Here is a 20,617-nt window from a genome sequence, read left to right as displayed (position 1 = left end):
GCCTGCTCGCGATGACGGTTCATCAGTCGACATCAATGTTGAATGACAGACCGCTATCGCGAGCAGGCTCACTCCTACAGGGTTCTGTGGTGGTCCGCCGGTTGCGCAATTATGGTTAAATGCCGCCCCCCACAAATGACCGACCCGACCCGATGAACCCTGAAGCCCTCGCCACCCTCAACCAGCACCTGCTGACCGCCCTGGCGGCCGCCCCCGCCGAAACCCGCCGCCTGTTCCACGGCCGTGGCCGCTGCTGGCCGGGGCTGGAACAAGTGACTGTGGACTGGTTGCAGGGCGTGGTGCTGGTGGCGCTGTTCAAGGAGCCGGATGCAGCGCAACTGGAAGACTTGAAACAGTTGCTGATGGCGATCACCCAGTCTGAACAGTGGGCAAAATCCGGTGCCCACACACTGCTGTTGCAACATCGCTACCTGCTGCAAAGCACCACCGAGTGGCTGCTCGGGGAAGAGATCGACGAACTGACGATCATCGAAGGCGGGTTGAAGTACCGGGTCGACCTGGGCCGCAAGCAGAACACCGGTCTGTTCCTCGACATGCGCTACGGCCGCGAGTGGGTCCGCGCCAATGCCGAGGACAAGCGGGTATTGAACCTGTTCGCTTACACCTGCGGTTTCTCGGTGGCCGCCATCGAAGGCGGCGCGAGCCACGTGGTCAACCTCGACATGTCGAGCCCCGCCTTGAACCGTGGCCGCGACAATCATCGGCTCAACGGCCACGACATGAGCAAGGTGAGTTTCCTCGGTCACGACCTGTTCAAATCCTGGGGGAAGGTGATTGGCAAGGGGCCGTACGACCTGGTGATCATCGACCCGCCGTCGTTCCAGAAAGGCAGCTTCCTGCTGACCAAGGATTACCAGCGTGTGCTGCGCCGGTTACCGGAATTGCTCAGCCCTCAAGGCACCGTATTGGCCTGCATGAACGACCCGGCGTTTGGTGCCGACTTCCTGATCGACGGCGTGACCCGTGAGGCGCCAAGCCTGCGGTTCGAGCAGCGGCTGGAGAATCCGCCGGAGTTTCCGGATGCTGATGTTGAATGTGGGTTGAAGGCGTTGGTGTTCAAGCTGGAAGGATGAGATTAATTCTGTCTATTGAGAGCTTGTTTACTAGGGGGGGGACTGATTAGCGTTTCATACCCGTTACCGATAAGTTGCGCGCAACTTGAAGTGGCTTGTTTTCAAGTTTTGAATTTACTCTGCGGCTCATTACCTGACCAACACCGCGAGCATCTACAATCGAAGCACGAATTGAGAACCTCACATCAACATAAAAATCAACTGCGCGAAAAAACTTTTCTCCATCTTCAATAAAATACGGTATCACTTCAGGATCCTGCCTAAAGCCTGTAGCGACAAGCTTGAAATCATCCATGATCCTTTTGGTTGACTTCCCATTAGGGGTTCCATTTAAAAAAACCTCCATCCTCTCTTCGGAAGTCCCTTCCGTCTCATGCATCACTCTGAGCGTGTCTTGATTGATGACATAATCTCTTTTCAAAACAAAAGGAAGAAATCCAAAAAAATCATTTTTCCGAGAAACAGCAGCGTACTGAAACTTCGCTACATCACTTGCAAAATACTCACGCGTTGCACTTTCCTTAAAGTTGTACTTCATAATCCATTCATACTTATCGTATAAATTCCTAAACTCATCTTCTTCACCATACACCGACTCAATTGCTCTCTCGCCATAATCAGATGAGTGCTGCATCTTATTAGCAACAAAATCGAGCCGTCTTTTTTCCTGCTCATCCGCAGGGTCATAACGCATATATAAATCAGGATCAAAATTTTTAGTTTCCTCTCCGGTAGCCACAATAACTCTGAAAGCAAACTTCCATAATTTTATGGCGTTTTCCCTGTCCAGGCCTTTCTGATCAAAAAATACTACCGGATTATTTTTTACCATCAGGTACCTGTTAGGTCCGGAAATATCACCCGCTGGATCCGGACAAATCCAGCGCTGCAACCACGGCGCGTAATACCGGTAGCCATAGTAATAAAGCCCGGTCGCATCCCGCTCCTTGCCCGAATAGCGAATGGTTTTGTACTGCGTCACCAATGCACTTCTACCCGCCCAGCACGCCGTACCGCCAAAGGGGTAATAGTGTTCCTGGGTCCGCACGCCCGCCTCATCGTCCAGCTCCAGGGTGCTGGAGCCGAGGTGGTCGCCGAGGCTGTAACGCAGTTGGTCACTGTGCGCACCTTCGGGCCAGTGCAGCGCCCGCACCTTGCTGCGCCCAGCCTCGAGGCTGATGACGTGATGCTCTTCGCCATCGGCCTGGCGGTGGATTTCCAGACCGGGGAGGTACCGGACTTCGGTGCGCAGGGTGCGGCCGCTGCTGTGGGTGAGTCCCGTTTTGCGCAAGCGATGACCGGGGTGGTCGTAGCGGTAGCACTCGTAGTCGTCGGGCTCGGTTTCGCGTTTCACCAAGGTGACTTGGTGTAGTTGATTGCGACTGTCCCAGAGCATGGCTTGCCCGCGTTGCAGTTCCAACTGGTTGCCGCAGGCATCGAAACCCGAGGCGATTTCAGACTCGCCTGGCAGCGAGCCGTCGCCCCGTTGCGCGAGGCTGCGGTTGCTTCGCGCCGAGGTGAACATCGAAAACCCCGGCGCGCCGCTGTGGTGGCGGGTGGTCAGGTTGCCGCTCCGGTCGTAGTCGAAGTGCTGGGTGTAATTGCGCCGTTGGTTGGGGTCCAGCGGCGTGGGCAACAGTGTCGGCAGAGCCGGGCCATGGCTCGGCTGGCTGACCTCCCAGCCCTGGGCTTCGACCAGTTGATAGAGGCTGTCGTAGCGGTAGCGGTTGATCGGGTCGATGCGCTGGTTGTTGAAATGGGTCACGGGCTGGGACCGGTCGTGCAGTTCGACGATGTTGCCCACCGGGTCGTAGACGTAGTGCAGGTCCTGCAAGGGCTTCTGGTTGCCGACTGCCGCCACCAGCCGGATCAGCCGTCCGTCATCGGCGGCGTACTCGGCGTGGGTCAACACACCATTGCCGGCGGTTTCCCGTTCGATCTGCTCCTGGGCGTTGTAGCGGATCTCGCTGACCAGGCGTTGTAGTCGCCTGCCCTCGCCGGCCATGTGCAGCCAGGCCTCACTCAACTTGCCGGCCACGTCGTAGCCAAAGGTTTTGACGTTGCCCATGGCATCGGTTTGCTGCTGAAGCTCGCCAGCAGGAGTCAAACCATGGCGGGTGATGAAGGACTGAGCTTCCAGATGCTCATCCCGCGCACCGGGTTCGACGGGCCAGTCGGGTGTTTCAAGTTCGAGGAGCAAGCGTTGCTCTTCAACCAGCGCTGAACCGGCGAGCCCGTAGTCGGCCACCCATTGCGTGCCGGCCGGATGGTCATGGCGGATCATCTGTCCGCACTGGTTGTGCGCTGCGTACGCGGGTTCGGAGCCGCCATAGGTCAAGCGTTCCACCACGCGAGTTCGTTCGCCCACGGCCTGTTCCGTGACGGTGACGGGCCGCTGTTGTTCGTCGAACACCGTGTGCCGCTGACTGCCTCGTGCATCCCAGAATGAACAGGGCGAACCCGCCTGATCCAGCACACTCAACTGCCACCCGGCATCGACGCTGTCCGTCAACAACGGTTGCCCGTTCAAGCCGTAGAGCGTGGTCAGGTTCGGCATCGGCGCCGTGCCCCACAACCGTGGGTCCCACGACTCGAACAACCGCCCCGCCGCGTCGAAGCGTTGCCGAGTGATGCGTGGATCAATCTCCGGGCTGTCGGGATGGCGGCAATAGCCGACGTTGCGAACCGCCAAGGCGCGCGGATCGATGACGGACAGCGTCGGGGTCGCGGTGTGGGGGGTCATTGCATTGGCGGTCCTTTGCGTTGATGGAGGACAGACTGGGCCCTTTTTGGCCGGGCCGAAACTGTAAGAAGTTACAGATCGACGCCTGTGAATTCGCCATCATCGGAGCGCCGCCCGGAGCAGGCTCGCTTCCACAATGAATCGTGTCGAATGGATATCAGTGGTTTGTCAGCCAGCTAATGCTGACGGTGGTTGTGCTGCTGGTGGTGTTGGTCGCGGTGATTCAGTTGGGGGGACCGGTTGGCGCGGGGGTGAACAAGCGCTAGCCCTGTAGGAGCGAGCCTGCTAGCGATGGAGGTCAACGATAACGCGGGAAACCAGATTCCCCGTGGCGCCCTCAGGTTTTTCGCGAGCAAGCTCGCTCCTACACGAGTGGCGATCTTGATGATATTTCTTACAGGAAAATCAGCGGTTTTGCAGGCCCGCTCCCTTTCTTTTGCAGGACATTTCCTAGATCATTTCGCTCGCTTGCGCCTGCCGAATTCCGTGGCTAGGCTCGGTCCGTCACTGCTCATCAGTGATCGGGTTTAGTAGCCCGGAACAATAGGCGCATAGCGATTCCATGCTCATGTCCGGTAATTTTTGCCGCATGCAGAATATGGTGGCTGTGCGTGGGGCACCTTCGGGTGCACCGGTTTTTCCTATTGACCGGCCTACTAACCTGCGTACAGCCGCCACCCAACCGTTTAGTAGGCGATAAGTGATGGCTCCCATGCAGAAATAGGAGTAACACTCATGAAAAAATCAGTACCCGATCCACCTCCCGAAAACCCTACCAACGAAACCGTCACCGACGATTTGCTCAGAGATCGTTCCGCGCTTTACCGAGCCATCGATTTCCACCTCACCGGCAAGCAACCCGCACCAACCGATGAAATGCGCTTCTACAACGTCAGCAAAGACGTGAGTTTTGAAGACACCCAGCTCTATGTCGCCGACCTGCTGCGCTGTGCGTCGGTCACGGCGTATCAGTGTGGCGATCAACTCAAGGGCGCCGACCGGGCGATGGTGTACTCGATCTGGCATTTGCTGGAGATTGCCAAGGCGATGGTGGATCACTCCATTGAGTGTTTGGGGATGAAAAAGGGCTGAGCAATCGGTTATCAGTGTTATCGCCATCGCGAGCCTGCTCACGATGGCTCGGGCCGCGGCTGACGGCTCAACGCGGCTTCAACACCAGCGCAAACAACTCGCCATGCCCGTTCACGTTGAGTTTGTGATAAAGGTTGCGCCGGTGCACTTTCACCGTCTCCGGGGAGATGCCCATTTGCTGGGCGATGGCCTTGCTGGAGAAGCCCTGGAGAATCAGGCGCGCGGTTTCGATCTCGCGCACTGTCAGGCGTGCGTCGAAGCGATCGAGCAAGGTCGCCAGATCACCCGCCGGAGGTTCGGCGACCGACCCTTGCGGCGGCAGCAAATCCAGGTGTCGGCGCATCGCCGCCAGCACCCAGTCACGCACGCAAACAAGGCGGCCCTGCTCCTCGAGACTGAAGCGCGTCGCACGCCCCAGGGACAGGCCGAGCACGGCGCCGTCGACGTTGACCATGAACTGCAACTCGTCCCCACCGACCACGGTGCTGAAGTAACTCAGGTAGTACTCGCTGTGCTGGAACTGGTCGGGGGCCACCGATTCGAGGCTGTGCAAGCCGTCGGCGATGCCGGCGCAGGCGGCTTGATAGAACGGGTCGAGCAGGTACATGCCAGCGCTGTAATCCGCCAGTTCTTCATGTTCGTCGGGGCTGCCCTTGGCATCGAAGTCAATCAGCAGGCGCGGCACATGGCCCGGGCGCATCAGCGCTACCAGCGCGTTGTCCATCGGCACCAGCAAGCGCAGGGTATCGACCAGCGCACGCCAGAAACTGTCCCGCCCCACTGCCGTAAAGACCCGCGCCAGCCCCTGGTGCACCGGCAACTCTTTCAACAACGCGTCCACGCACTACCCCTTTCGAGTAACCCATGATGGGAATGGGTGAAGGCCACCCCGGTCGATACGCTGCAAACTCCTGATTACCACCGGCCGCAACAGGCCAGGAGTGCCGCATCATGAGTCGTCACCGCTTGTATTTCAATCTGGGGTTTGGCGCCTGTCTGGCGGTTTCGCTGTCGGCTTTTGCGGTCGAAGCCCCGACCGTGCACGTGTACAACTGGTACGACTACATCGGCCCGACCACCCTGCAGGACTTCAAGCGTGACACCGGAATTGCGCCGGTCTACGACACCTTCGACAGCGCCGAAGTGCTCGAAGGCAAACTGCTCACCAGCCGCAGCGGCTACGACGTGGTGGTTGCCAGCAACTTCAGCTTGCCCACGCTGATCAAGGCCGGTGCCCTGGCGCCATTGCCCCGGGCGCAGATGCCGGACTTCAAGAACATGGACACCGAACTGCTGGCGAAACTGGCCAACAACGATCCGGGCAACCAGTACGCCGTGCCCTACCTGTGGGGCACCAACGGCATCGGCTACAACGTCGACAAAGTGCGCGCTGCGCTGGGTGACAAGGCGCCGGTGGATTCCTGGGATCTGGTGTTCAAGGAAGAGAACCTGGCCAAACTCGGCGAATGCGGCGTGGCCATGCTCGACTCGCCGTCGGAAATGCTGCCGGTCGCCCTGCACTACCTCGGCCTGCCGCCCAACAGCACCAACCCCGAGGACTACAAGAAGGCCGAAGCGCTGCTTCTGAAACTGCGCCCGCACATCGCCTACTTCAATTCGTCGAAGTTCATCAGCGACCTGTCCAACGGCAACATCTGCGTGGCGGTCGGCTGGTCCGGCGCGATGCTCGAAGCCAAGACCACCGCCGAACAGGCCGGCAACGGCGTGAGGATCGCCTACAGCCTGCCGAAGGAAGGTGCGCCGGTGTGGTTCGACACGCTGGTGCTGCTCAAGGACGCACCGCACCCGGAACAAGGATTGGCCTTCATCACCTACCTGATGCGCCCCGAAGTGATCGCCCCGGTCAGCGACCACCTCAACTACCCCAACGGCAACCGCAGCGCGACCACGCTGGTGGCCGAAGCGACCCGCAGCAACCCGGCCGTGTATCCGCCAGCCGAAGCCATGGCCACCCTGTTCACCCTCCAGCCCCTGCCGCCGGCCACCGAACGGGTGCGCACGCGGATCTGGAGCAAGGTCAAAAACGGTCAATAAATACACCGCATGCCCCTGTGGTGCCCAACAAATATTCTTTTTTCTGCCACGAATCGAAAATGAGAAAGCCCATGAAACCACGTGCCCGCGACCTGAACATCCAGTTCGGCCAACTGCAACCCGGACCGCTCAACGCCATCACCGACGTCCCCGGCGTGCGGGTCGGCCACAGCAATGTACGAGGACGCACTGCCACCGGCCGCGACATCCTCACCGGCGTCACCGTCATCGAACCGCGTGCCGGTTCCACCAGCCAGCAGCCGTGCTTTGCCGGCGTGCATGTGCTCAACGGCAACGGCGATGCCACGGGGCTGGAGTGGATTCGCGAAGCGGGCTTGCTGACCAGCCCCATCGCCTTCACCAACACCCACAGCCTGGGCGTGGTGCGCGATGCGCTGATCGTGCTCGACCGCGAGCAGCAACCGGCTGACGGGCGCCTCTACTGGAACATGCCGGTGGTGCTGGAAACCTTCGACGGCCTGCTCAACGATATCAACGGCTTTCACGTCAAGCCGGAACACGTGGCCCAGGCCATTCATTCGGCGGCGGGCGGCCCAGTGACCGAAGGCAATGTCGGCGGTGGCAGCGGCATGATCTGCCACGAATTCAAGGGAGGCATCGGCACCGCATCGCGACGCTTGAGCAGCGCCCAGGGTGGCTGGACGGTCGGCGCGATTGTCCAGGCCAACCATGGCATTCGCAATGAACTGCGCGTTGACGGGTATCCGGTCGGGCGTTACATGGAACAGGTCGATTCGCCGTTCCTCAAGGCCTCGCTGCCCCACCCGGGGATGGGCTCGATCGTGGTCTGCCTGGCCACCGATGCGCCGTTGCTGCCGCACCAGTGCACTCGCCTGGCCCAGCGCGCCAGCCTCGGCCTGGCCCGCACCGGCGGCGGCAATGAAGACCACAGCGGCGACATCTTCATCGCCTTCGCCACCGGCAATGAACACGTGCCGCCGGCCGCCTATGAGAGCAAGAAAGCACCGACCACCGTCAACCTGAGCATGGTCAACAACGATCACATCAGCGAGCTGTTCCTGGCCGCCACCGAAGCCGTGGAAGAAGCCATCATCAACGCCTTGCTCGCCGCCGACACTGCCGAAGGCAATGGGCATGGGGTACCGGGGCTGGATGTCGAAACCTTGCTCAAGGCGTTGCGTCGCGCCGGTTGGCCGGGGGATGCGACTAGCGGTACTTGAGTGCAACACTCGGTCTTTTTAGGATGAACTTGCGCAGCCGCTTGCTTGCTCAAGCCGCTGCGTAGGTGGTGAGTGCACTGAACTCCTACCAAGCTCACCGCCTGCTTCACGCGCATCTTGAGCCTCTCGGCTCCACTTCCTCCCCATCAAGAGCTTTGAGGCTCTTTTTTTACCTCTGAAAACCACATATTTCTCCTACAGGGGACTTTTGGTGTTTGGGCGAGTGCGGTCAGACCAGGCGTAACCGAGGGCCGGCGGCCGGTACGGCATCATCACCCAACCGTCCCCGCACACATTCATTGGCCTTGCGCGTCAACTGGTCCAGATGCCGGTCGCGCTGTTTTTCCGCGTCGGTCATGGCCCGCTTGCCATGCTTTTGCAGCAGATAGGTGTGAATCTGCCGCACTTCCAGCGAGCTGTAGATCGACGCCACATCCAGCAGCGCCATCAAGCCATCGGTGGCGTGGTCGCGGGTGTTCATCAACACCTGGGTCGCACGCACCCCCAGCACCTCAAAGCCCATCGCCTCGAAATACGGCACCTTGGCCACCGCGCAGGTCAGTTCGGCATGGGGATAGCGGCCGACCATTTCCCGCAGCATCCGCCGGGCCACGCCCTGGCGCCGATACTCGGCCTGCACCGCCATGTACGCGACGCCACACGCCTCGGGGTCGTCCTGCACCGGCAGGTACAGTACAAAGCCGATCACCTTTTGCGGATCGTCTTCGTCGGTGGCGACGATCAGCTCCACGGCAATGCCCTTTTCACCGTTCAGCGCCTCCAGATACAGGTGCACCTCATAGCCGATCGCGTATTGATAGAGGTTGTACAGCAGGTTGCTGGGCGGGATCGCGACCATGCTGATGTCGGTCAGGTTGTCGACCACCATCTGCAGGATCTGGCTATTGATGTGCTCGGGGCACGGGGTCTTGAAGTGGCTGATCAGGGGCATTGCGGTGACGGGCTCCGAGGGCAAGGGCCGCCTATCATAGCGCGCCTGACACCTGCGGTCCGAAGGGTGATGAACAGACATTCCCCATTCAGGCGCCATGAGCGTCGCCGGCGTTTGCTTTATGGCGGGTGGCGTTGCGTTTTCGAGGCTCGCAGCAGAGTCCGGCACACTTTGTGCTGGACTGACTGAGCTTTTCGTGAGCCGGCTCGTCCCCACAGAGGGACAACGGTTTGCCCACAACTGGTTTTTCTGTGGGATCGAGCCTGCTCGCGAGAGCGTCCACCATCACACCGGCCTGTGGTGTGAGTGGGGGGGAATGGGTGGGTGAAGCGCCCCCAACATTGAGGCTTCCCGCCCGCTGCTCCACTACGACCAAAGTCCAATCCATCAAGCGATTGATATCAAACAGCTATTTGCCTCCCCCCGGACTCCCCCGCGATTGGCGCACCTCTTGCATCGAGCGAATTGCGAGTATCAGCCACACCAGCGCGCGCCAAGGGAAACAAGATGAAAAACACACCAGACCTCAAGTCGCTCGGCTTTTTCCTGAAACCGAGTATCGCCGCTGTGATGCTGATCAACATCAGCCTCGGCACCGTCAATGCCGTGCCGCTGGATGACTTCGGCCCGCCCCCCCCGACGGACCCCTCGGCGTTTAGCAACCCGCCGGCCGACCTCGATGCCGCGGCGGCGGCCTTGCGGGCCATGCCACCCGTCTACCAGGGCGCCATCGCCCTGCCCAATGGCGCTTTTGGTGCCCGCCTCACCACGCCAACGACCGACAACGTGCTGCCGCCAGCCCTGCAGACATCCTTCAAAATCCCCACCAATGGCAAACCCAGCCCATTGTTCGGGGCCCAGCCGTACACGCAGCAACTGCTGCTGTTCGAAGAATTCGGCACGGAAAAACTCGACCCGACACTGCCGGCACCGCCCCTGACCTTCCCGGTTCCGCTCGTCGGCCCGGCGCCCACGCAGGACCCGAACAACATCGCCCGCAGCGGCCCTTCGCCCACGGCGCTGGTAGCCTTCATGCGCCAGCCGGGGCTGTTCCCGTTTCCGTCGCAATTTTCCAACGTGCTGGACCGCAACCCGTGGAAAGCGCAGATCGAAGCCTTCCTCAACCGCCATCCGGTCGGCTCGCCGGCCGAAGGCCGGCCGCCAGGAAAAGGCTGGTCGCACCAGCGCTGGAACGAATTCTTCCCGCAGGTCGGCTTCAAAACCGTACAAGCGGGTGCCCAGATCAACAGCGGCATGCGCGACCGCCGACAGTTGCACAACTACGCCGTCGGTGAGTTCGGGCCGGGCGGGCTGTACAACCAGACCTCGACTACCCCGGTCATTGCCGGCACCACCAAAGGCATCAATGTCCGTTTTCACCCCAACATGCCGATTCAGAACCACAAGGCGCTCTGGACCTTCGACGGCACCTTTCCACCAAAACTGTTGATGGTGCGTTACGGTCAAGCCGCGCTGATGCGCCACTACAACGCCCTGCCGATCGATCCGGCGGCCAACATGGGGTTTGGCCTGCACACCCTCACCACCCACGAACACAATGGCCACTCCCCGGCCGAAAGCGATGGGTTTTCCGGTGCGTTTTTCTTTCCGGGGCAGTACTACGACTATCGCTGGCCGATCCAGTTGGCCGGTTACGACACCATCAACACCAGCGCCCAGGATCCGCGCGCGGCGTTCCCCTGCGCCCCGGACGAAACCCTGTTCGTCAACGATGCCACCCCGGGCCTCAAGACGTGTAACAACGGCAGCATCAAGATCCGTGGCGACTGGCGCGAAACCATGAGCACCCACTGGTTCCATGACCACATGGTCGATTTCACCGCGCAGAACGTCTACAAGGGCAACGCGGTGATGATGAATTACTACAGCGCCCTGGATCGCGGTAACGAAGCCTTCGAAGACGGCGTCAACCTGCGCCTGCCCAGCGGCTCGGCATTGCCCTGGGGCAACCGCGACTACGATGTGAACCTGATGATTGCCGACAAGGCCTGGGATCAGAATGGCCAGCTGTGGTTCAACCCGTTCAACACCGACGGCTTCCTCGGCGATCAGGTCCTGGTCAACTGGCAGTACCAGCCGCGCCTGAACGTGCGGGCGCGCAGCTATCGCTTCCGCATCCTCAACGGCTCGGTATCGCGCTACTTCAGGATCGCGCTGGTGCGTGAAGTCGCCGGCACCGGCGGCGAATTCCCCGGCCCGGCAGGTTCCGGTCTGTCTTATAGCCGCGTGCCGTTCCACTTGATCGCCAACGACGGCAACCTGATGGAACACGCCGTGCCGTTCGACGGCAGCATGGACCTGGAAGGTGATGGCAACACTCAGAACCACAACGCCATCCTGCCCACCATAGGGATCGCCGAGCGTTACGACATCATCGTCAACTTCGCGAAAAACGGGATCAACACCGGCGACAAACTGTACTTCGTCAACCTGATGGAGCACCACGACGGCAAGGGGCCGGAGGCTACACTGCTGAGCCTGGCCGACGTGCTGTCCGGGACGTACAAGGCGGTGCTCCAGCTGGGCAGCAAAGGGCTGGAATGGACCGGCGGCGACCCGGGGGTGGGCAAGTTCATGCAAATGGTAGTCCAGCCTTATGCCGGCCAGGACGTGAGCATGAACCCCGCCGACTACGAACCCGCCAAACCGGGCAAGCCAGCCGGCAAGACCATGATCCCGCTGACCCTCAACCGTGACGATCCGGTGGTACAGGCCAAGCTCAAGGTGGCACGGCATCGCGAGTTCATCTTCGGCCGCTCCGACGGCACCGACGAAGCACCCTGGACGATCAAGACCGACGGTGGTCAATTCGGCTTCCCCATGGACCCTCGAATCATCAGCGCCGCTCCGCAACTGGCCAACGGCCCGACCCCTGCCGGGTTCTCCGGTGACGGCACCCTGGAAGTGTGGAGAATCAAGAGCGGCGGCAACGGTTGGAACCACCCGGTGCACGTGCACTTCGAAGAGGGGATCGTCCTCCACCGCGATGGCAACCCACCACCCGAATGGGAAAAATGGGCGCGCAAGGACGTCTATCGCATCGGCGAAGGCATCGACAGCTCGGTAGACGTGGAAATGGCGATCCATTTCCGGGAATTCGCCGGGACCTACATGGAGCACTGCCACAACACCCAGCACGAGGACACGTCCATGCTGCTGCGCTGGGATGTCGAGCACCCCGGCCAGTTCCAGTTGATGCCAGCGCCCCTGCCCGGCTGGGACGGCGTCACCTACGTCAACTCCTCCGCGCTGCCAACTTTCCGCACTGGCGATACCCGTGCCAATAACGATGGCGATAACCAAAAACCGATCGCCAACCCAGACAGCGCCATCAGCAGCACCGGCCAACCGGTGATCATCAACGTCCTGGCCAACGACTCCGACCCCGACGGTAACGTGCCACTCAAAGTGGTGGGGCTGGAGCAACCGAACTCCGGCACGGGCGTGGTCAGCACCGATGGTACGCGCGTGACCTACACACCACCGGCCACGGTCGCCGCGCCGTTCACCGCGACCTTTACCTATAAGGCAGCCGATGCCAAGGGCGCGGAGTCGGCATCGGCGACGGTGTCCGTGGCGGTCTCGGCAGCGGTCGTCGAGAACCTGATCGTCACCAGCGCTACCGTCACCGCTCGCAGCAATAGCCGCTGGTATTGGGTCCTGTCCGGCACCACCTCGCGTGGCACGGGCAACACCATCACGGCGACTGCCACGGTCACAACCGGTACGGCGAACCTTGGCACCGCCACCCTGACGCCTACGGCGACGGGCGCGCGCTGGAATATAGCGGTGACGACCGTCGGCAGTGGCCCGGCGCCCAACCCGACGGCGACCGTCAAATCAGCCTTCGGCAAAACCGTGACGGTGCCAATAGTGGCGCAGTAGAGCGGTTTGATCGGCGCCCGGTCCATGCAATGTGGATCGGGCGCTTTTTTTGTGCGGCGCTCCCACCATTGAATCGGCGTCGTACACAGATTTGGCATTCACCAAGGATCAATTGTAGGAGCGAGCCTGCTCGCGATGGCGGAGTGTCAGGCGACATCACTTCGACAGTTCTGCCGTCTTCGCGAGCAGGCTCGCTCCCACAGGGGATCTCCAGCGAGCAAAAATGCTGCGTACGACACCAATCAACTGTGGGAGCGAGCTTGCTCGCGATGACGGTGGGTCAGCCACTCGGATGTTGGATGTGCTGCCGCCATCGCGAGCAGACTCCCACAGGAGGAATGTCGTCGACCGGCAGTTAACGTTCAGCCCGTGTCACCGCTGCGGCGCCACCATCCGAAAGCGGATATTGATCTCATTGGACACCACACTGTCCGCCCACTCGCCCTCGCCGATCTTGAAGTCGTCACGCTTGAGCACCAGTTGGCCCTCGAAGATGCCAATGGAGCTCTCCGATTTCAGCAGCACCGGCACACTCACCTCCCGAGTGAGCCCCCGCAGGGACAGTTTTCCAGTGATGGTGTAGCGGTTATTGCCCTGGGCTTTGATGGAGGTCGACTCGAACGTCGCCACCGGATACTTCGCCGTGTCGAACCACGCCGGTTTTTGCAACTCGGTGTTGGCGTCGCTGCTGCCGGCGTCGATGCTGTTGAGGTCGATGGTCAGCGTGGCGTGGGCGGCGCCAGGGTTATCGGTGTCGAAGTCGAGATTGGCCTCGAACTTGCCGAAAGTGCCGTAGCTTCGCGAACCCATCTGCTGATAGGTGAAACTCAAGGTGCTGGCCTTGGCGTTCACTTTCTTGTATTCCACGGCTTCAGCGAACGGAGCCAGGCTGAACTGCACCAGGCTGAACATCAACGTACCGGCCAGAACGACGCAACGCGCGGATCGAAGGTTCATGGCACTCTCCGGGAGGGCTCCCGTCTTGAATTGGGGTGCCGCACAGGTCGGGTGGCATCAAAATGACTTAAGCAAACAACCGGCGTTTATTCCACCTCACGCGGTGATTTGCGACCACCTGCAGATGGCCGTCACCACTCCCCGCGCTGCCACGCCCGCTGCAACAGCTCGATCACCTCGGCATCCGAGGTCTGGGTAAAATCCATGTACCAATGCCCAATCGACGTGAACCATTCAGGCAGCAGCGGGCAGATCAGTTCATCCACCTCTCTGCTCAGCGCCTGCACCGTCTCGATCGGCGCCACCGGCACCGCCACCACGATGCGCGAAGGCGCCTGCACCCGCAGCGCCTGGATCGCCGCCCTCATTGAAGCGCCGGTGGCCAGGCCGTCGTCGATCAGGATCACCACCTGATCCTTGAGCAGCACCGGCGGCCGCGTACCGCGGTAGACCTTCTCGCGGCGCAACAGTTCGCGGCTTTCCCGTTCGACCACGGCGTCGAAAGCGGCGCGGTCGATCGGGTGCACCCGCAGCGCCTCTTCATTACGAATCTGGATACCGCCGCTGGCAATTGCGCCCATGGCGTACTCCGGGTGGGACGGCACGCCGAGCTTGCGCACCAACATCAGGTCCAGGCGAACCTTCAGCGCCGTGGCCACCTCATAAGCCACCGGCACACCGCCACGGGGCAAGGCCAGAACGATCACATCGGAGCGGTTAGCGTAAGGCAGCAGCGGCTCTACCAAACGCCGCCCGGCCGCTGGCCGGTCTTGCAGGATGGAATGGGACAAGGGGTTCATGTGAAAACCTCCCCAGGCAGGCATGCCTGTCGTGCACAAGTACTACGAACACCACTACCCTGTGGGAGCGAGCCTGCTCGCGAAAGCGTCAGCACAGTCAACATCTACACCACTGAACCACCACAATCGCGAACAGGCAATCAAAAAACCAACTAAACCAACCGCTCAATCTTCTGATGCTGCCACACCAGCTTGTAATACAGCGTCTGCAACACCAGCATCCCCAGATACGCCACCGGAAACGCCATCCACACCCCTTGCAGCCCGAACTTCGCATCCAGCAGATACGCCGCCGGCAACTGCACGCCCACCACGCACACAATGGAAATCGCCACCGGCACCATCACCGTACCGCTGGCGCGCATGATGCCGCCGATGATCGCCTGGAAGCCGAACACCAACAGGCTCCAGAGCATGATGTGCAACAGATGCCGGGCCATGGTCCGCGTTGCCTCTTCGGTGAGGAACGACGCCAGCAACCAGTGCGACAGCAAATACCCCAACACCACCAGACCACCGGTCAGGCACACATTGATCATCAGCCCGGTCTTCAAAATCGGTCCCATGCGCTCGATGCGCCCGGCCCCGATCGCCTGCGCCCCGAGGATCGACGCGGTGATTGCAATCGACAGCGCCGGGAACTGCACGTAATTGACGATCTGCGTCACCGCCCCGTAAGCCGCCGTCGCCTGGGAACCGTGCTGGTTCACCAGCGCCAGAATCACCAGCTCCGACAGCGACAACACCACCATCTGCAACCCGGTGGGCAAACCGATGCGCAGCACCTTGCCGAGAATCGCCACGTCCAGCTTCATCGCCGCAAAGAACTCGCGGTCAGGCGCCAGCGGATGGCCCTTGCCAAGCAAGCGCCACGCCAGCAACCCCATCGCCACCAGGTTACCCACCAACCCGGCAACCGCCGCGCTCTGAATCCCCATCGGCGCAAAACCCAACCACCCACGAATCAACGCCGGTGTCAGCGCCAACCCCACCATGGTCGACACCACCAGCGCCAACAACGGCGACAACGTATCGCTCACCCCGCGCAGCAACTGCGTGAACAGCACAAACACCAACAGCGACGGCATGATCCACAACATCACATGGGCATACGCCACCGCATCGTCCAGCACATCCGCCGGCGTCCCCAACCCCACCAACGCCGACCGCGCAAACACACTGCCCACCACCGCCGCCACCAACCCGATCAATACCCCCAACAACAACGTCGCCCCGGCAATCGCCTTCACCAGATGCGCCTCCCGCGCCCCCCACGCCTGCCCGATCAACACCCCCGCGCCAGCGCCAAGGCCGATCACCAGGGCGATGAAGAAAAACACGATGGGGAACATCCCCGACACCGCCGCCAGGGCTTGAGTGCCGAGCATCTGGCCGATGTAGATGCTGTTGACCGTGCCGGACATGGATTGCAGGAAGTTCGACAGGACCATAGGGGCGAGGAACAGGAGGTAGGTTTTCCAGAGGGGGCGTTGGGGGGTTGAGGTTTGCATTCGGGAAGGTCCATCTCGACGGTGAGAGCGATGATTAAGGATAGCGTTGGTGGCTGAAACCAAGGGGCGGTGAACATCTCAGGTCTGTGTTTATATTTCCAGCGACGGGAGGGGAAAGGTCTGAAGTTTCATCGTCAGAGGTCCTACACAAAGCTCGGAATCCCTCACCTTCCCGCGCTGATCCCGTGCGGCTTATAGTCGGCGCCGTCGCCCATTATGGCGATTCGGGTTTGGCGACCTGACAACAGAGAATGACCGGCTGACGGCCTTGAGCCCAACAAACAGAGATCATTCAAAATGAATCGATATATGCCTCTCACCGGAATCGACCTGATTCCGGCCTCCCTGCTCATCGACACCCAAGCCCCACTCGACGTCCTGCAAGCCATGGCGGATTACCGCATTCGTACGGTCACGCAGGTGCTGGAAAACATTGCCTACCGATCCGAACTCGGTTGCGACACGGTGGTGCTGGAGGACTTTTCCAAGTTGCTGGTCATTCCGTTGCGCGATGGGTGTGATTTGATGGATGTGATTGGGCGGCGGTTGCGGGCGCAGGCTGCGGAGTGAATGAAAACGGGCGCCTCATCAAGCGCCCGTTTTGTTTGCGCTGCGTACAGCGGGTTTTGGTCGCTCACAACACATTCCCCAAGTGCCAAACGACCCAGCCCACAGTCAATTAGCTAAACTTCATCAGTAAGCCACTTCGCGAATCCCTGAAAAATCAGGAGGCGAGCCATGAGCAAACAACCTCAACCCCAAAGCCGCTCCAACCCCCAGCCCAGATCCCGTCCGTTGGTGCCGAACCTGCCGAGCAAAAACACCGGCAAAAAGTCCGGTCGCTTGCGCAGCAACTATCCGCCGAAGAAATCGTAAGGACCTCGGGTGCACGACAGGCTTTGCAACGGAGCCTGTCGTACTCCCCGTCACTTCGGCATTACTTGCCTCTATATCGGACATTGTTTTTCCACAAGCGACGTCGTACCCGCCCGGAATGATGGCCAAGGGCTATGCCCCCCCCCCCCCCCACGACTTCTCGAATACACCTCGGCCATGCTGGCAATCGATTTGCCTCAATGGCTCAAGCGATAAAGGACCTGTGTCGAGGACAGTCAACTGGCGGCGGCGACGTTGCAGGCGGTGGGCAGCGACATCTCGCAGATCGATGAGCTCAATGGGCGAATTGTCACTACCACCCGCGAACAATCCATGGCGAGTTTCGAGATTGTCGGGCGCTTGCAGTCGGTGCAGAGCATTGCGCAGAACACGGCGGATGACGTGGAAACGCTGGCGCTGAGCAGTCGGCGCTTGCCGCCGATTGTCACTCGGCTGGATGCGTTGGGGCGGACGTTTCATCAGTGATGCGGCCGTGGGCGCGCGTTTATTCTCAATGGGGAAACGGAAGGCAACCCGCAGGCCGGGCAAGTTGCAGACGCTACTTGAGGGCGTCGCAGCGAAGTAATTGAATACGAACGCCTGATAGGCGCCCGATTTGTATTCGCTGGCCATTGGCATTTCAGAATCCTGGAGCCTTTCAAATAAATGTGTGAAATAAAATGTGAAGGGAGCTCAGTTAAAAAGCTTCATAAGCCCACATAAAGCCCAACAAAATAAGGCTTGTTAAACGATTACCTATGTGAAATAAAATGTGAAGATAACTCTGACGACAGGAACCGCCATGTCCTTAATCACATCGAAATCCTGGCTGGACCCTGTTCTTCCGGAGTCGTTGCCCCCATCGATCATTGACCTTGCGGATGCGTTGCCCAGAAAGACCCGGTTTCTAGCCGGGCGACTACCGCCTGAAACCGCCGCACGACTCGGCCGTCTCCTGCAAATCACCAATACGTACTACTCGAACCTGATCGAAGGGCAATACACCGAGCCTGCCGATATGCAGAAAGCACAAACAGCGCTGGTCAAAGATCGCAAGCGGCTCAAAAGCCTTGCAGTTGAACAAATGGCGGTGCAAGCCTTGTTTGAGCGGACGTTGCGCCAGCGAGGCCCCTTTACCTGGGGCGACATGTTCGCACCCGAGTTCGTGAGCGCCACTCATCACCGGCTTTTTCGCGGGGCCAGTGACGCAGAACGTACGCTGTCAGATGGCTCAATAATGCAGCCCGGCATACTTCGGTCGGTCACGGGTCAAAACGTGATCGTCGGCAATCATGATGCGCCGGACGCTTCAGCTGTCGAGGCGATGCTAAGACACCTTCAGTCAGGGTTTGGCCGGCAGACGGATCCTCGCCGTCAGCTGATTGCTTCGCTTGCCTACCACCATCGCCTCGCCTGGGTTCACCCTTTTACCGACGGCAATGGTCGAGTTGCTCGGCTAATCACTCATTTGCAATTGGTACACTTGGGGCTGGAGCCTACCCTCTGGTCACTGTCACGCGGCCTTGCACGTCGACATCAGGATTATTACAGCGCCCTGACCATGGCCGACCGCCCACGAGAAGGTGATTTGGACGGACGGGGTCAGCTATCCCAACGACGTTACTTCGAATTCATTGAGTTCATGTTGCAGGTGTGTCACGACCAGGTCGACTACATGATTGCCGCGGTGGACCCATCCCAATTGCGGGAGCGCGTGATACGCGCCTTTCGCTACAACGAGAGACTTCTACAACAAGGTATCCGCCCGGAAAGTGCACCCGCGATCATCGCGCTGATCACGCAGGGCAGTTTGCCGCGCAATGAAATCAAGACATTCACCGGCCTGACACCGCGCCCGGCAATCGACGAGTTATCCAGGCTTATAAAAGTCGGTCTGGTTGAAAGCCGGACGCCAAAATCCAGAGTCGTGACCCCCGGCCTGCCCGCCTGGTTTGCCCAGGATGTCTTTCCAGACCTGCATCGTCGGTTTCAGTAGCACATAGCCTCAGCAAGATAGCGGCTCTATTGCATTGGCACGCCAGGCCCACCCGTCGCACGAACATTGCTCTACAGATTCATTAAATCTACATTTGAATCTATAGATGCAACTCAAGGACACGAACATGGCCGTCCCACTGCAACCCCAATCCTTCAGCAAAAACCAGTGTGTCACCGGCCTGCGTGCCGCCGTGGGTATTCTGGAAAAGTGGAAAGCCACCAGCGACCAGGCCTGTCGCATCCTGCGTATTTCCCGCAGCACCTACACCCGCGCTCGTCAGCGTGACCCGGATTGGGCGGTGGCGCTGGATGCGGACCAGATGCAGCGCATCAGTTTTGTGCTGAACATTCACGCGACGTTGCGGCTGGTGTTCGACAACCCGGACAACGTCTACGGCTTTGCCTCGATGGCCAATGACAACGAGTTTTTCAACGGGCGTTCGCCGCTGGAGATCATGGCTCAGGGCGACATGATTGCGTTGTACGAAACTTTCCGCCGCATCGACATGCTGCGGGGTGCGCAATGGTGATGGCCAGTGAGCTGGCGGTGTTTGCCGGTCAGTCGTTGCAGGCTTATCGCCTGGTCAATTCGAAGTTTCCGCCGATTGCGTTGTTCGATGATGTGGCGGACGCGGATGAGTTCGAGCTGTTGTTCGAGATTCAGGCGCTGACCAATCCGCGGTTGAAGAATGAGCTGGGACAGCTTGAGTTGATTGCGCGCAGCGAGATTCCGTTCGGGATTGCGGGCTGCTCGTACGCCATTGCGCCCTTTACCCATGTCAACCCGGCGGGTTCGCGCTTCAGTGACGGCAGTTTTGGCGTGTTGTACCTGGCGGATTCGATGGAAGCGGCGCTGGCCGAGGTCCGGCATCACCAGGCGCTGTATTGGTCGAAGGTGCCGAGCCTGAACTATGAGCGGTTTGTGTTTCGGGGGTTGGCGTGTGCCTTTGGCGATGGCGGGATGAAGGACGCCACCGCCCTGCCGCTGACTGATCCGGTGTATGCACCGGACAATTACAGCGACGCCCGGCGCCTTGGCCTGGATGTTCGCAGGTCAGCTTGCCCGGGGCTGCGTTATCACTCGGTGCGCATGCCGGGCAGTCATTGTTGGGCGTTGATGACACCGAGGTCGGTGTCGTCGATCGTTCAAGCGGCGCATTACGAGATGGTCTGGAATGGGCAGATCACCAGTGTCAGCCAGATCAGTGAGGCTTGAGCCCCGTTGTCAGGCACATGAAAACCTGTGGGAGCGAGCTTGCTCGCGATGGCAGTCTCACATTCAACAGATGTGTCGATTGACACACAGCAATCGCGAGCAAGCTCGCTCCCACAGGGATCTGCGATCCATTGACTGCATCGATAGTCACCATCATTTCAATGAAGTTCTCTAAAAAAATCCCCGGCGTAACATCTGCTCCATACCAACCCATA

Annotated in this window: 16 protein-coding genes and 2 pseudogenes; 12 read left to right on the top strand and 6 right to left on the bottom strand. The window is 60.1% G+C overall.

Annotation, left to right across the window (positions count from 1 at the left end; genetic code table 11):
• The first annotated feature begins 152 nt into the window (after nucleotides 1-152).
• Nucleotides 153-1,094 (top strand): class I SAM-dependent methyltransferase, encoded by a 942-nt coding sequence (locus ACM6IK_RS23620; protein ID WP_414876230.1) that lies wholly within the window; start codon nucleotides 153-155, stop codon nucleotides 1,092-1,094.
• A gap of 46 nt (nucleotides 1,095-1,140) precedes the next feature.
• Here ACM6IK_RS23620 and ACM6IK_RS23615 read toward each other — a convergent pair whose 3' ends face one another.
• On the bottom strand, nucleotides 1,141-3,837 hold the full coding sequence (locus ACM6IK_RS23615) for an RHS repeat domain-containing protein (protein WP_414876229.1): 2,697 nt from the start codon (nucleotides 3,835-3,837) through the stop codon (nucleotides 1,141-1,143).
• Nucleotides 3,838-3,989: 152 nt separating this feature from the next.
• On the opposite strand from ACM6IK_RS23615, the pseudogene ACM6IK_RS23610 reads away from it, so the two are divergent.
• Together ACM6IK_RS23610 and ACM6IK_RS23605 are read left to right on the top strand one after the other, a co-directional pair.
• Nucleotides 3,990-4,103: pseudogene (locus ACM6IK_RS23610) on the top strand (ABC transporter permease); the annotation flags it as partial.
• A gap of 469 nt (nucleotides 4,104-4,572) precedes the next feature.
• Nucleotides 4,573-4,929 (top strand): DUF6124 family protein, encoded by a 357-nt coding sequence (locus ACM6IK_RS23605; protein ID WP_414876228.1) that lies wholly within the window; start codon nucleotides 4,573-4,575, stop codon nucleotides 4,927-4,929.
• A 67-nt stretch (nucleotides 4,930-4,996) separates the two neighbouring features.
• Here ACM6IK_RS23605 and ACM6IK_RS23600 read toward each other — a convergent pair whose 3' ends face one another.
• A complete protein-coding gene (locus ACM6IK_RS23600) occupies nucleotides 4,997-5,770 on the bottom strand; it encodes a helix-turn-helix transcriptional regulator (RefSeq protein WP_414876227.1) in 774 nt (257 codons plus the stop codon).
• Between the two features lie 110 nt (nucleotides 5,771-5,880).
• On the opposite strand from ACM6IK_RS23600, the gene ACM6IK_RS23595 reads away from it, so the two are divergent.
• Together ACM6IK_RS23595 and ACM6IK_RS23590 are read left to right on the top strand one after the other, a co-directional pair.
• Nucleotides 5,881-6,984: an extracellular solute-binding protein gene (locus ACM6IK_RS23595; protein WP_414876226.1), complete on the top strand. Its 1,104-nt coding sequence runs from the start codon at nucleotides 5,881-5,883 to the stop codon at nucleotides 6,982-6,984.
• 71 nt (nucleotides 6,985-7,055) lie between these two features.
• Nucleotides 7,056-8,186 carry a P1 family peptidase gene (locus ACM6IK_RS23590; RefSeq protein WP_414876225.1) on the top strand — a complete coding sequence of 377 codons (1,131 nt, stop codon included), beginning with the start codon at nucleotides 7,056-7,058 and terminating at the stop codon, nucleotides 8,184-8,186.
• Between the two features lie 229 nt (nucleotides 8,187-8,415).
• Here ACM6IK_RS23590 and ACM6IK_RS23585 read toward each other — a convergent pair whose 3' ends face one another.
• Nucleotides 8,416-9,138 (bottom strand): GNAT family N-acetyltransferase, encoded by a 723-nt coding sequence (locus tag ACM6IK_RS23585; protein WP_414876224.1) that lies wholly within the window; start codon nucleotides 9,136-9,138, stop codon nucleotides 8,416-8,418.
• A 507-nt stretch (nucleotides 9,139-9,645) separates the two neighbouring features.
• Here ACM6IK_RS23585 and ACM6IK_RS23580 point away from each other — a divergent pair.
• Nucleotides 9,646-13,044, top strand: a complete 3,399-nt coding sequence (locus ACM6IK_RS23580) for an Ig-like domain-containing protein (RefSeq protein ID WP_414876223.1) — start codon at nucleotides 9,646-9,648, stop codon at nucleotides 13,042-13,044.
• Between the two features lie 372 nt (nucleotides 13,045-13,416).
• Here ACM6IK_RS23580 and ACM6IK_RS23575 read toward each other — a convergent pair whose 3' ends face one another.
• From ACM6IK_RS23575 to ACM6IK_RS23565, 3 genes are all read right to left on the bottom strand, one after another.
• The gene (locus tag ACM6IK_RS23575; RefSeq protein WP_414876222.1) at nucleotides 13,417-14,001 is read right to left on the bottom strand and encodes a YceI family protein; all 585 of its coding nucleotides are present in this window, start codon (nucleotides 13,999-14,001) and stop codon (nucleotides 13,417-13,419) included.
• A gap of 131 nt (nucleotides 14,002-14,132) precedes the next feature.
• Entirely contained in the window at nucleotides 14,133-14,801 is a 669-nt protein-coding gene (locus ACM6IK_RS23570) for a phosphoribosyltransferase (protein ID WP_414876221.1), read from the bottom strand.
• Between the two features lie 152 nt (nucleotides 14,802-14,953).
• Complete coding sequence (locus tag ACM6IK_RS23565) at nucleotides 14,954-16,312, bottom strand: MATE family efflux transporter (protein ID WP_414876220.1); 1,359 nt, start codon at nucleotides 16,310-16,312, stop codon at nucleotides 14,954-14,956.
• Nucleotides 16,313-16,609: 297 nt separating this feature from the next.
• On the opposite strand from ACM6IK_RS23565, the gene ACM6IK_RS23560 reads away from it, so the two are divergent.
• The 6 genes and pseudogenes from ACM6IK_RS23560 to ACM6IK_RS23535 all read left to right on the top strand — a co-directional run bounded on the left by ACM6IK_RS23560 (nucleotide 16,610) and on the right by ACM6IK_RS23535 (nucleotide 20,402).
• The gene (locus tag ACM6IK_RS23560) at nucleotides 16,610-16,882 is read left to right on the top strand and encodes a hypothetical protein (protein WP_353741162.1); all 273 of its coding nucleotides are present in this window, start codon (nucleotides 16,610-16,612) and stop codon (nucleotides 16,880-16,882) included.
• A 168-nt stretch (nucleotides 16,883-17,050) separates the two neighbouring features.
• Complete coding sequence (locus ACM6IK_RS23555; protein ID WP_414876219.1) at nucleotides 17,051-17,188, top strand: hypothetical protein; 138 nt, start codon at nucleotides 17,051-17,053, stop codon at nucleotides 17,186-17,188.
• A 222-nt stretch (nucleotides 17,189-17,410) separates the two neighbouring features.
• Nucleotides 17,411-17,674, top strand: a pseudogene (locus tag ACM6IK_RS23550) (methyl-accepting chemotaxis protein); the annotation flags it as partial.
• 316 nt (nucleotides 17,675-17,990) lie between these two features.
• On the top strand, nucleotides 17,991-19,184 hold the full coding sequence (locus ACM6IK_RS23545) for a Fic family protein (protein ID WP_414876218.1): 1,194 nt from the start codon (nucleotides 17,991-17,993) through the stop codon (nucleotides 19,182-19,184).
• Nucleotides 19,185-19,311: 127 nt separating this feature from the next.
• Complete coding sequence (locus tag ACM6IK_RS23540; protein WP_414876217.1) at nucleotides 19,312-19,716, top strand: antitoxin Xre-like helix-turn-helix domain-containing protein; 405 nt, start codon at nucleotides 19,312-19,314, stop codon at nucleotides 19,714-19,716.
• Entirely contained in the window at nucleotides 19,710-20,402 is a 693-nt protein-coding gene (locus ACM6IK_RS23535; protein WP_414876216.1) for an RES family NAD+ phosphorylase, read from the top strand. Before ACM6IK_RS23540 ends, ACM6IK_RS23535 begins: the two co-directional genes overlap by 7 nt.
• The last annotated feature ends 215 nt before the right edge of the window (nucleotides 20,403-20,617 follow it).

The sequence above is a fragment of the Pseudomonas sp. IT-196MI5 genome (assembly GCF_949767415.1).
GTDB lineage: Bacteria > Pseudomonadota > Gammaproteobacteria > Pseudomonadales > Pseudomonadaceae > Aquipseudomonas.
Note: the sequence above shows the minus strand (reverse complement) of the source record. Positions and strands in the feature narration are given on the sequence as shown.

Excerpts from the sequence above, each read along its gene's own strand:
- ACM6IK_RS23620 (WP_414876230.1), top strand. The coding sequence starts at position 153 with ATGAACCCTGAAGCCCTCGCCACCCTCAACCAGCACCTGCTGACCGCC.
- ACM6IK_RS23615 (WP_414876229.1), bottom strand. The coding sequence starts at position 3,837 with ATGACCCCCCACACCGCGACCCCGACGCTGTCCGTCATCGATCCGCGC.
- ACM6IK_RS23605 (WP_414876228.1), top strand. The coding sequence starts at position 4,573 with ATGAAAAAATCAGTACCCGATCCACCTCCCGAAAACCCTACCAACGAA.
- ACM6IK_RS23595 (WP_414876226.1), top strand. The coding sequence starts at position 5,881 with ATGAGTCGTCACCGCTTGTATTTCAATCTGGGGTTTGGCGCCTGTCTG.
- ACM6IK_RS23590 (WP_414876225.1), top strand. The coding sequence starts at position 7,056 with ATGAAACCACGTGCCCGCGACCTGAACATCCAGTTCGGCCAACTGCAA.
- ACM6IK_RS23585 (WP_414876224.1), bottom strand. The coding sequence starts at position 9,138 with ATGCCCCTGATCAGCCACTTCAAGACCCCGTGCCCCGAGCACATCAAT.
- ACM6IK_RS23580 (WP_414876223.1), top strand. The coding sequence starts at position 9,646 with ATGAAAAACACACCAGACCTCAAGTCGCTCGGCTTTTTCCTGAAACCG.
- ACM6IK_RS23575 (WP_414876222.1), bottom strand. The coding sequence starts at position 14,001 with ATGAACCTTCGATCCGCGCGTTGCGTCGTTCTGGCCGGTACGTTGATG.
- ACM6IK_RS23570 (WP_414876221.1), bottom strand. The coding sequence starts at position 14,801 with ATGAACCCCTTGTCCCATTCCATCCTGCAAGACCGGCCAGCGGCCGGG.
- ACM6IK_RS23565 (WP_414876220.1), bottom strand. The coding sequence starts at position 16,312 with ATGCAAACCTCAACCCCCCAACGCCCCCTCTGGAAAACCTACCTCCTG.
- ACM6IK_RS23560 (WP_353741162.1), top strand. The coding sequence starts at position 16,610 with ATGAATCGATATATGCCTCTCACCGGAATCGACCTGATTCCGGCCTCC.
- ACM6IK_RS23555 (WP_414876219.1), top strand. The coding sequence starts at position 17,051 with ATGAGCAAACAACCTCAACCCCAAAGCCGCTCCAACCCCCAGCCCAGA.
- ACM6IK_RS23545 (WP_414876218.1), top strand. The coding sequence starts at position 17,991 with ATGTCCTTAATCACATCGAAATCCTGGCTGGACCCTGTTCTTCCGGAG.
- ACM6IK_RS23540 (WP_414876217.1), top strand. The coding sequence starts at position 19,312 with ATGGCCGTCCCACTGCAACCCCAATCCTTCAGCAAAAACCAGTGTGTC.
- ACM6IK_RS23535 (WP_414876216.1), top strand. The coding sequence starts at position 19,710 with ATGGTGATGGCCAGTGAGCTGGCGGTGTTTGCCGGTCAGTCGTTGCAG.